At 30.2% G+C, this 9,384-nt stretch carries 5 protein-coding genes; 3 read left to right on the top strand and 2 right to left on the bottom strand.

Annotated features, from left to right (window positions below):
* Positions 1–10 precede the first annotated feature (10 nt).
* Positions 11–2,743, bottom strand: coding sequence for an FAD-binding and (Fe-S)-binding domain-containing protein (locus AVANS14531_RS08315; RefSeq protein WP_336612047.1), 2,733 nt, complete (start codon positions 2,741–2,743; stop codon positions 11–13).
* Between the two features lie 62 nt (positions 2,744–2,805).
* On the opposite strand from AVANS14531_RS08315, the gene AVANS14531_RS08320 reads away from it, so the two are divergent.
* The 3 genes from AVANS14531_RS08320 (at position 2,806) to AVANS14531_RS08330 (ending at position 5,439) form a co-directional block, all read left to right on the top strand.
* The gene (locus AVANS14531_RS08320; RefSeq protein ID WP_336612048.1) at positions 2,806–4,095 is read left to right on the top strand and encodes an SLC13 family permease; all 1,290 of its coding nucleotides are present in this window, start codon (positions 2,806–2,808) and stop codon (positions 4,093–4,095) included.
* 9 nt (positions 4,096–4,104) lie between these two features.
* Positions 4,105–4,854, top strand: coding sequence for an amidohydrolase family protein (locus AVANS14531_RS08325; protein ID WP_336612049.1), 750 nt, complete (start codon positions 4,105–4,107; stop codon positions 4,852–4,854).
* A gap of 147 nt (positions 4,855–5,001) precedes the next feature.
* Positions 5,002–5,439, top strand: a complete 438-nt coding sequence (locus AVANS14531_RS08330) for a PH domain-containing protein (protein WP_239818400.1) — start codon at positions 5,002–5,004, stop codon at positions 5,437–5,439.
* Between the two features lie 22 nt (positions 5,440–5,461).
* Here AVANS14531_RS08330 and AVANS14531_RS08335 read toward each other — a convergent pair whose 3' ends face one another.
* The gene (locus AVANS14531_RS08335; protein ID WP_336612050.1) at positions 5,462–9,031 is read right to left on the bottom strand and encodes an autotransporter outer membrane beta-barrel domain-containing protein; all 3,570 of its coding nucleotides are present in this window, start codon (positions 9,029–9,031) and stop codon (positions 5,462–5,464) included.
* Positions 9,032–9,384: the final 353 nt, after the last annotated feature.

Consider the following 9,384-nt stretch of genomic DNA (forward strand, 5'->3'; position numbering starts at 1 on the left):
GAATTAATACTTATTCACTGCATTCATCTAACAAATACGCAATGTGTTGCCATGAGATGTTAGTAGCATCACTAAGACCTACTTCGCAAGTGCTTGAGCTTGAAAACCCTCTTTTAATATTTGTATTTGCATAAAATTTCTTAAAATTATTTGTCGCACTTATATTTAATTTTGGAGTTAAAAAGCCTTTATATCCTGCAAAGCCACAGCAATATGTATCATTATCAAGAACTACATTTTTAGCACACATTTTTGCAAGTTCTATTAAGCTATTTTCAATATGCATTTTTCTAGCAGCACACATTATATAAAGCCCTATTACCTCATCAATTTGTTTAATCTTAAGCCTTGGAGCAATAACCTTATATAAATAATCAGCCAAATCATAAACTTTATGATTTTTAAGCATTTTTGCTGAACATGCACTATGATCAATCACAATATCAGCATTTGCATTTGCTATAAATTCGCTAAGCTTTGCTTTATTTTTACTTTGAATATCTGCATAATTTTCATAAGCTTTACCACAGCATAAGTCATTTGGAGCATAGATTATTCCAATCCCAGCTTTTTTACATAAGCTTTCAAATACTTCTTGCAAGGCTCTTTTATCACTCATCTTAGCATTTGGCTTAAAGGCTTTATTTAAGCAACTTGTAAAATAAATAACATTTTCTTTTTGCGTATTGCTCTTATAATTATAATCATTTGCAAGTGGCAAATAATTTCTACTTTGTGGCATAGAAAATGTCGCTAATACATTGTTTAGTTTAAAATTATCAAATTTATTTGCTATTTTTAGTGATGATTTTGCAAGTTTTAAAGTTCTTTGATGATTGTTATAAGCTAAATTACCAATGATTTTTGAAATAGCTCCTTGACTTGCTTTTCTATACTTTAAGCTAAAATCAGCAAAATTTATCCCTAAAGGACAAACCATAGAGCAAACCCCACAGGCTGCACAGCTAGTATCTACATAAAAATTATAAAGCTTTTTCATCTCTTTTAATTTTTTCTTACTATCAGTATCGTTTAAACTTTCTAAGCTTTTCATTTCTTTAAGCACCGCAATTCTTTGTCTTGGACTTAAAGTAAATTCATTTGAAGGACAAAATCTTTCACAAAATCCACATTCCATACATAAATTTAGAGCTTCATCAACTAAGCTTGGATTTTTTATATTCTTTTTATAAATATCTTTATCTTTTGTAATGATTACATCAGGATTAAAGATATTATCTTTATCAAAAATCTCTTTTATTTTGCAATTAATCTCATAAGCTTTTTTGCCCCACTCAACTTCTACAAACGGAGCAACCATTCTTCCTGTTCCATGCTCTGCTTTAATACTTCCACCATAGCTTGCTACTACGATTGACATCTTTTCAACTAATTTTGCAAAATTATCAAATTCGTTTTTATCATTTAAATTAGGCGTAATAATAAAGTGAATATTTCCAGCTAGTGCATGACCGAATATTATTCCATCAAAGTCAAATTCTAAAAATAAATTCTGAATTTCTTTAATACCCTTTGCTAAATCTTTTACTTCAAAGCAAACATCTTCAGTAATTACCGTTGCATTTGGCTCTCTTTTACTTGCTGCAATAGGTAAAAGTGCTTTTCTAATCTTCCACCATAAATCATATTCATTTTTATCTTTAGAAAAATAAGATTTATAAGTTTTATTACTAAGCTCTTTAATCTTTTTTATATTTTCATCTAAGATATTTTCTTGATCACTTTCGGTTTGAATTAAAACACAGGTATAACCTTGCTTAATATCACTTAAAAGCTCTTTTAATTCATCATAACTACTTGCTGCATTTAAACTTGCATAATCCATAATCTCAGCCGAGTTTATAAAATCACATTTTGCAAATTCACTAATAGTATTTGCTGCATCTTCTATATTTAGGAAAAATAATAAAGCACAGGCTTTGTAAGGTAAATCATCAATAGTTCTTAACCTTGCTTTACTAACAAAACCTAAAGTCCCTTCACTTCCTATAAATAAATGAGCCAAAATATCTATCTCATCATCATAATCAACAAAGGCATTTAATGAATATCCTGTGGTATTTTTTATCTTAAACTTACGCTTTATAAGATTATTTAATTCCTCGTCATTTCTAATTTGATTTTTAAGCTCTTTTAATTCATTTAATAATTTTGCATGAGATTTTTTAAAATCACTCACACTTTTAGCATCAGCAGTATCTAAAATAGTGCCATCATTTAAAATCACTCTAATACTATTTAAAGTCTTATAAGAATTATCCTTTGTCCCACAGCACATACCACTTGAATTATTATTGATTATTCCGCCTATTAAAGCTGAATTAATTGTAGCTGGATCAGGTCCGATTTTTTTAGAAAGCGAGCTTAAAGCCGTATTTGCATGAACGCCAACAACCCCACAGCCAAGTGTGATTTCATCTGCATTTTTGCTTATATTTATTTCTTTAAAAGCATATTTAATAACAACCAAAACGCTATCAGTAGAACTTTGACCGCTAAGACTTGTGCCAGCTGCACGAAAATTTAGCGGAGTTTTATATAGATTTGCTAAGCGAATGATTTCTTTAATCTCTGCTTCACTCTTAGCGATTACTACAATTTTTGGAACATATTTATAACAAGACGCATCAACCCCATAAGCAAAACATCTAAGATAATCATTAAAAATCCTATCTTTAAAAATATACTTTGCTTCATTAAAAAACATTTCATAATTATTCATAAATCCTCCTAAATAAAGTTAGTGTTATAATAAAATAATTTATTTAAAAGAAAGGAAAAATAATGCTTACAACTTTTATTATTTTGGCAATAATTTTATCTATTGCTATTGGTTATGTAACAAAGCTAAATATAGGTATATTTGCAATGATTTTTGCATATATCATAGGTGCATTTTTTATGGATTTAAAACCTAAAGAAATCATTGCATTTTGGCCTATTTCTATATTTTTTGTTATATTTGCAGTTTCGCTGTTTTATAACTTCGCAAGTGTAAATGGAACACTAGAAAAACTAGCAGCATTTCTAATCAAAAAATTTGAAAATTATCCTTATTTTTTACCTTATGCTATATTTTTAGTATCTGCATTAATTGCTGCTATGGGTGCTGGATTTTACAGCGTGCTAGCGTTTATGGCTCCTATTACATTTTTACTATGTGAAAAAACAGGGCTTGATAGAGTTGGCGGGGCAATGGCGATTAACTATGGAGCTTTAGGCGGGGCAAATTTTCCAACTTCACAAAGCGGAATAATATTTCGTGGTTTGATGCAAAATGCTGGGATTAGTCAAGAAGTAGCGTTTAATGATGCGTTTGTGATATTTTTATTTACATTTATTTTGCCTATTTTTGTGATTACATTTTTTGTTTTAAAAGCTAAGAAAAACAATGTAAAAATAAACCTTTTAGATGAAGTAATAACCTTTGATAAAAAACAAAAAACAACACTTATTTTAATGGTTTTAATGATGTGTTTGGTGCTTGTTTTTCCACTACTTCACATAGCTTTTCCTAATGCTAAAACAATAAGTTTTATAAACTCAAAAATAGATATAGGACTAATTGCAATCATTTTTGTAGCTATATCTTTGCTTTTAAAATTAGGCGATGAAAAAAAGGTAGTAGCTCTTATTCCTTGGGGAACTTTGATTATGATTTGCGGGGTTGGGATATTAGTAAGTATTGCTACAAAAGCTGGAGTTATAAATCAATTATCAGGCTTTGTAGAAACTAATGTTCCTAAAATTATTATTCCTATAATGATGATGATAATAGCTGCTATTATGTCGCTATTTTCTAGCACATTAGGTGTGGTTACTCCTGCACTTTTCCCACTTGTGCCTACTTTAAGCCTTGCTAGTGGATTTAGTGAAGTTGTGCTTTTTACTTGCATAGTAATTGGAGCTCAAGCAAGTGCGATTTCTCCATTTAGTTCTGGTGGCTCACTTGTGCTTGGTGCTATTTCAAATGAGCATAAAGATAGCTTATTTAAAGGCTTGATTGTTAAGGCTATACCTATTGGTTTTGTTGCAGCGATTATTGCTGGAATTGTTGTTATGAATATTTTTTAAGGAGGAATTATGTATATAGATACTCATGCTCATATTTTTAGAGCGAACGAAAGTGCTGCTAAAGTAGTTAGATATGTGCCAAATTATGACGCAAGTGCTAAAGAATACTTGGCTAATTTAAAGGCTTTTAATTTTTCTTATGGGGTTTTAATCCAGCCTAGTTTTTTAGGTGTTGATAATTCTTATTTATTAAATGCACTTGAAAATGATAACCTAAGAGGTGTTGTGGTGATAAGCCCAAACAATATGAATGATTTAATGCATGAAAAAGTTTGCGGACTAAGGCTTAATCTAATAGGAAAAGATAAGCCTAATTTTAATGATTATAAAGATGTTTTAGCGTATTTAAAAGAAAGCAAAAAACACATAGAATTACATAAAGAGCTAGATAAATTACTCTTAGTTATTGAAGATTTAGCTAAATATGATGTAAAAATTATGATAGACCATCTTGTAAGACCTAGTAAAGATACATTTAAATTATTAGATGAGTTTAGTAATTTCAAAGATTTAGATATTTATTTTAAGGTAAGTGGTTTTTATAGATTAGATAATGATTTGGCGTTTAGCAAAGATGTTTTTGATAAATTAAAAGATATATTTAGTATAAAACGCTTTGTTTATGGAAGCGATTGGCCACATACAAACTATGAAAACTTAATAAACTACGAAAAAGCTTTTAATGATTTTTGTTTTGTTGCAGGCGAACATAAAGACATCATCTTAAAAGATAACGCTAAAGAACTCTTTTTTATTTAAATAAGCTTAGGAATTTCGTTTTGAAATTCCTATTTCAAATTCTTTAAAAAATTATTTAAATTAAGCACAAAATACTTTTATAATTTAAGTTAAAGTTAAGAATGGGGGGGGGTATAATGCTTTTTTAATTTTTTAAAAGGAGTTCTTATGTCTTATGTAGAACAGGTTTTAGGCGCAGATGAGAGCGTTGTTATGAAGGCAAAGGTTAGTATTTTTGCTTTTTTAGGTGATTTTTTTGCTATTTTAGTTTTAGCGATTTTAAGTGTTAGTATTCATCCTTTTATTGCTATATTTATTATCTTTCTTTTGCTTCGTATGTTTGTAATTATTACAACAACAGAACTTGCTTTAACAAATAAAAAAGTTATAGCAAAATTTGGCTTTATTAGAAGAGATACAATAGAACTAAGATTAGAAAAAATAGAAAGCATTAGAGTTGGTCAAGGAATTCTTGGTAGGATTTTTAATTACGGCACAATATTTATAAATGGTGCTGGTTCATCTGCGCCAATTCCATTTATCGGAGCACCGATTAATTTTAAAAGAAGTGTAGATGAGTATATAGAAAATAAATTATCAAAATAAGCCCTATTTCTAGGGCTATTTTTTAAAACGAATATCTTAAAGTTCCGTTTATATTGTAGTTTGTATTATACTTACCACTAAATGTTTTTTCAGCATCTAAGCTAAACTTAGTATTATTTCCTAAGTTAAAATTAGCTCCTACACTAGCAAATCCACGACTATCTTTAAAGCCTTTTTCAACTCTTTTTGTTACACCATCACTTAGTGTTATAGTAGGAGTTTTGTTTAAATCAAATGCCCCACCAACGCTAGCTCTTAAACCAAAGCTATCATTAATATTTGCACCAGCACTTAAAGCAACTTTAGCTGCACTCATAAACTTACCTTCGCTTTTTAAAGTAACTTTATCATTACCTTTTAGATTAGCCATAGGAATATAGCCAACGATTAGCTCAGCACTAGGCTCAAGATAAAAATCACTTCCCATTCTATATCCAGCTTCAACACTTCCTAAGAAACCACTTCCGCTATCTTTTAAATCGCCTAACCATACATTATCTTTAAATGTAGATTTATGATGAGTATATCTTGCAGTCGCATCAATATATAAGCCATCATTACCAACTAAACTAACATAAGCACCAAAGCCGTGATTTTTAACCTTTGAATCGCTTGAATTGCTTGTATTTTGACCTATATTTGCCATTACACCTGTATAAAGTTCGCCGTAATTTGTGCTAGTTTGTTTATCTGCACCAAATTGCACTTCATAATACTTAATCTTAGCATTATCAATCTTGCCAACTCCACCGAAATTCCTAATCCAAATTCCAGCGTTTTTGCCATTATTATTTCTTAGTTCGCCCATTCTTTTGTTTAGATTATTCCATTCGCTAACATAAGAATAATAAGTTTGATTTAGCATATTTTTTGCATCTTTTAATGCCTTTGTATTAGCACCCTTTAAAGTAAGCTCAATTTCATTGCCATTTGCTGAAGAGTTTTCTACTTTTACAGCTTCTTCAATTGCTGCATTTTTAATATCTGTTTGTGCTTCTTCAATTGCTTTATCAAGGCTTGTTTCATTTGCTACAATCTTGCTTGTATCATTTGCAGTATTGTTTGCCTTTGCCATTACCTCATCACTTGCGGTTCCTTTTGCAACATCGCTTGCATTTTGAGCAATTGCTCCTACGCTTGAACTTGCATTATCTAAGATACTCTTATCAGCACCACTTTTGCTATCAGCACTAAAATTATCACTTGTCTTACTAGCATCAGCCCTACTTGCAACTGCATTAACAGGATTTGCTACTACTGAATAATAAATATAATCGCCATCAGTTTGCTTTAATGTCCCGCTTAAGATATTTTTCTTATCTAGCGAATATACACTTAGCCCATCATAAACACCGATTTTTGTTACGAAATTTTCAGCGTTTGCTGTGCCAGCTCCAACCTTTAATAAAGCTAATGGTAGGTTTGCTAGATTACTTGCATCGGCTTTGCCATTATTTACACTTAAGCCAAGTAATCCTATTTCGTTATTTGCTCCACTTGTGCTATTTCTTGCAATCATTGTGCCAAGGAATGTATTGTTTGTGCCACCCATAATAAATGTATTATTGCTTGCATTTAAATCATTTGCTAAAATTCTACCTGTAATCTTAGAGCCGTTTGCATTTAACTTATCTGCTTTTATATCACCAAATACAATAGCGTTATTTAGATTAATGCTTGAACCTTTTGAAATAGGGTCTTTATAAAAATTAGTAGCACTTACACCACTTGCCATTACACCAGTAGTTAAATCATCGCTAATATCAGCATTACCTATAACTTGACCTTTAATAGCTGAACTAGTAATGTTTATATTTTTTGCTTGTAAAAGTGTAGTATTAGCACTCTTATCTAATTTATAAGCACTCTCAATTCCTGTTAAGCTTAGATTATTTGAAGCTGCGATATTAGCGTTATAGCTAATCTCTCCGTGATACACTCCAGCTTCTTTATCTAGCCTTTCTACATCTTCAACAATTCCGCTTAAGCTTAGATTTTTAGTTTTAACATCTTTATCAAACACTGAGCTAACAGCATTTATTGAGCCGTAGTTTATAACGCTTTCTCCAAATAATGCTTTATTTGCATTTACATTAAACTCTGCGTCTTTTTTATTTGCTCCGTGTGTAAGATTATCAATAACTGCATTTTTAAGAGTAATTGTTTTAGAGCTTGTAGCTTTATCGTTTGCTATGATTCCTTCTGCATAAGTATTTGTTAGGCTTATATTTCCATCATTTACATTGATATTTTTAAATCTTGACATTGTATTAATTGCATCATCATCTTCAATATAATTAAATGCAGGATTTAAACCACTTTTATCAGCTTTATCGGTCAATAAATTTCCTAAAGCATTTAAATCACCCTTAGCAATATTTACATCACTTGCAAATTCTGTGTTATTAGCATTTAAATTACCTTCTGTAATATAAACACCACCTGTATTTTCAAAACTGCTAACAATAGTATTTATATCGCCTTTAGCAACCCTAACAACCCCAGTTCCTTTCATTTCAAAACCAGTTGTATCAATACCGCCATTAGCTATCAAATCTCCTGATATTAAGTCTTCACTATCTACATATTTTAAAGCGTCTTTATAAAATGTTGTGCTATCAACATCATGAGAATTTGAAGTTGCTGCTTTAATAAGTGGTAAGAAATTTTCTTCATTTCCCATTATCTCATCAAGTTTCTTCATATCTTCAGCACTTGCTATTTTTTCACTATTTAAAAGACTTGCGAAATGCTTATTCGCTAATTCTTTTTGATGAGCTCCACTTATGAATTTTCCTTCTGTTTCTACATTACCATTTATTTTTGTTCCATAGATTTCTATATCGCCTTTACTCTTAACTCCGTTTTGAATGTCTGAAAGAATAAATCTAGCTTTGCCGTTTTGATTATCAATAGCACCCTTAAAAGTAGTATTAAAACCATAGAATGAATTATTTGCACTTGCTTTAGTATTTGCTGTAACTTTACCGCCGATTACAGCTGTTTCAAATTTAGCTAAATTAGAGCTTGTTATATCTCCACCATATAAATCACTTGTTTGTTTTCCATGTGGAATACTAGGCTCTCTTGCTATAAGTGGCTTATCATTTCCAACTGGTGTTCCCATTACATATAAATCTTTAGCACTTACGCTACCATTCACATCAGCATCAAGTAAAATTACATCTCCATTTCCACTAATAGCTACACCACTACTACTTTCAATAGCACCTTCATCTAAAACAAATAAATCATTATTCTCAATTGTAGTTCCTAAAGATTTAATCTCTATATTTGATACATGCAAACCACTATTGTTTGTAATTTTTTTACCTTCTGCAAGATCTACTTGAATTCCATCAATCAAACCATTGATTTTGTAGTTTTTATTTAAACTTAAAAGTTTTTTAAAAAAACCTACTTTTTCTTCTGTAAATTGTGGGTCAATTAAGGCTTGATTAAAATCAACTAAGCTTTTATTATTTGTAAAACTACCTGTTAAAACATGTTCTTTATGAACACCACCACCTTCATGGTCTAATAAAAACGCTCCATTATTTACAATATCACCTGTAATTTTTTTAAGACCCATGTCTTCTTGAAAAGTTGCTTTTCCGTAGTTTTTAATAGTAATATTTTCAGTAATATCACTTGTAATTTTGTAGTAGTCTTTCTCAGCTTCTGCGTGAGTAGCTTTGTTTAACTCTAAAGCGTTTAAGCTAGTGCTTAAGATTAATGCACTTGCAACTAATGAGAGCTTAAATACCCCCCCCCGTTTTGTGTCTTACCATGACATCTCCTTAAAATAAATTTTTGCTTAAAGCAAGGCTTAATCTTAGTAAATAGTTTTTTAAAATTTGCTTAAAATTTATCGCAAATATTTAATTCAATTTCTATTTTTTTTTTTTTTTTTTTTTTTTTTTTTTTTTTTTTATAAATTTTTTT

This window comes from Campylobacter sp. Cr9 (assembly GCF_020138295.1).
GTDB lineage: Bacteria > Campylobacterota > Campylobacteria > Campylobacterales > Campylobacteraceae > Campylobacter_E.

Excerpts from the sequence above, each read along its gene's own strand:
- AVANS14531_RS08320 (WP_336612048.1), top strand. The coding sequence starts at position 2,806 with ATGCTTACAACTTTTATTATTTTGGCAATAATTTTATCTATTGCTATT.
- AVANS14531_RS08330 (WP_239818400.1), top strand. The coding sequence starts at position 5,002 with ATGTCTTATGTAGAACAGGTTTTAGGCGCAGATGAGAGCGTTGTTATG.
- AVANS14531_RS08335 (WP_336612050.1), bottom strand. The coding sequence starts at position 9,031 with ATGGGTCTTAAAAAAATTACAGGTGATATTGTAAATAATGGAGCGTTT.
- AVANS14531_RS08315 (WP_336612047.1), bottom strand. The coding sequence starts at position 2,743 with ATGAATAATTATGAAATGTTTTTTAATGAAGCAAAGTATATTTTTAAA.
- AVANS14531_RS08325 (WP_336612049.1), top strand. The coding sequence starts at position 4,105 with ATGTATATAGATACTCATGCTCATATTTTTAGAGCGAACGAAAGTGCT.